Below are 2212 nucleotides of genomic sequence, written 5' to 3' on the forward strand. Positions count from 1 at the left end.
TCTGCTCGAACAGGCCGATGGCGGGGTCGAGTTGTCCGATTTCGGCCAGGTAAGTCGCCGCTCTGTCGGCCAGCCATGATGTGGTGTCGGCTTCTGTCGTTGTGCCGGTCGCCACGGTGAGGGATCCGCGGTGGGGGTCGAGGACGGCCAGGACGTGCGGGAGGAGCTGGTGCCACCGCGGCCATCCGTCCGGGTTCCCCTGGATGTCCCCGGGCAGGGCGGCGGTGAGCATCTGACAGGCGGTGGTGTGGACGGTGGGTCGCTGCTCGGGTGGGGTGTGGTCGCGCAGGACGGCCTGCACGAGCCGGTGCAGTGTGATCGTGCTGGGGCCGGTCCCGCTACCGGGGTCGATGGTGGCGAGTCCCAGGCCACGGATCCGGCGGATCACATCCCCGAACGCGACAGGTGCCGCGGCGATCGCGGTGAGCGCGGCCAGCGGCCGCGGGTCGGCCGGGCCGTCCGCCTCGTCCGGTGGGAGCGGGTCGGCCAGGCCGGCCAGGCTGGGAAAGACATCGACCGGGATCGGTTCCGGGCCGAGGAATCCACACAGGTGGAGCAGGTCGACAACGGCGAGTTCGTCCGGGCCGATCGCGTCCAGCGCCAGGTTCCAGGCCGCGGCGACCACCGTCGGGTAGCGGTCCGGAACCCCACGGCTGAGGATGTCGCGGACCTGGGTCCCTAACACGGTGAGGTAGTCGTCGACGCCCGTGCCGGTCGAGGCCAGCCAGGTTCCGGCCTGCTCCAGGGCAAGAGGAAGATCTCCGAGGGCGTGGGCGAGCCGGTCGGCGTCGGTGTCGCCCAGGCCAGGGATGTGGCTGCGCAGGAGGGTGATCGCGTCGGGGCGGGGCAGCACGTCCACCGCGACGGTTCCGGTCCGCCCCGCCCAGTCGGGGTGTCGGGAAGTGATCAGGAGGTGGCCGTCGGTGGCCTGTTCGGCCGCGCCGATCAGCCCGTGCAGGTCCGAGGGCGCGGTGGCGTTGTCGACCACGACCAGCCAGCGGGCGTGCGGCCGGCCGGTCCGCAACGCCTCCACGACCGCTCGTATCGAGCCTTCGCTGTCCCCGGCCGACCCGACACCGAGGCGGGCGGCGAGATCGGCCAGGGCCGTGGCGGCCAGCGCGGGCTGCTCCCCGTCGACCCACCACACCAGGTCGTAGGACGAGCGGAACCGCCAGGCGTATTCCACCGCGAGTTCGGTTTTCCCGACCCCGCCAAGGCCGTGCAACGCCTGCGCCCGCCCCGCCGCCGGCTCGGCCGGCGGGGTCCTGCCGGCCGGGAGGTGGGGGACGACCGCGGCCTGCCCGGAACGGGTCAGCCGCTCCCGGAGCTCCGCCAGCTCATCCTCCCGGCCGGTGAACCGCGGGTTACGCGGCAGATGCGCGGGCAGCCCCCAGACCGCCGGTGGCCGGCCCGGATACCGTGCCCCTCGCCCGGCCGTACCGTTCTCTCCCGCGCTCTCCCTGTCCCTGTCACCGTCACCGTCACCGTCCCGGGCCGGGAAGGGCAATGGGCCGGTGGGGCGGGCTCGCCCCTTCCACGCCGCCCGGACCCCGTCGAGCAGCCGGGTACGCGCCGTGGCCTCGCCCTCCGGCCCGGACAGGTCGGTCAGATCGATCCAGCCACGGGTCCCCACCAGCCCCAGCCGCTTCGGATCACACGGCGCGATCCGGACCGGGATCAGCCGCCGGTCGTCTCCGGCCGGGTCCGCCGCCCACATCGCCTGCCATTCCGCGCTGCCCCAGACCGAGTCCAGATAAGCCGGGCTGAGTACCGCGAGCAGACGACCACCTCGTGTCACACCCGCCTGTACCAGCGCCGGCCAGTCCGACCCCGGGACGAAATCCCACGCCTGCACCAGCACCCGGTGCCCGTCGGATTCCAGCGCCTCGGCGATCCACTCCGCCCACGGCTGATCCGTCCGCGCGACAACACGAAGAAATCCCACACCGTGGCGGTACTGTCACGGCCCCCGTCGCCCACCGCGCGAGTATCCCACCGGACATCCGGCATGCGGCATTCTGTCACCGCTCGGACAAACCACCCCGGCCCGCCCCGGTGGGGATGGAGCCCGCCCGAACCGGCCAAGAACGAGTACGGGTCCGACACCACCAGCGGACGCCGATCAGTCCCTGTCGGCCACGGGACTCGGCGGAACCCTCAGCCGAGCAGGCCCTCCAGCATCGCGGCAGGCCGCCAGCCGATCATGCGGCTC

1 protein-coding gene is annotated in these 2212 nt (G+C 72.9%); it reads right to left on the reverse strand.

The genetic code is table 11. The features are described 5' to 3' along the window. Positions 1 to 1945 (reverse strand): FxSxx-COOH system tetratricopeptide repeat protein (gene fxsT / locus FrCorBMG51_RS00005; RefSeq protein WP_157180328.1); only part of this gene is annotated, 1945 nt, incomplete at its 3' end. Positions 1946 to 2212: the final 267 nt, after the last annotated feature.

It is taken from the genome of Protofrankia coriariae (assembly GCF_001017755.1).
Lineage (GTDB): Bacteria > Actinomycetota > Actinomycetes > Frankiales > Frankiaceae > Protofrankia > Protofrankia coriariae.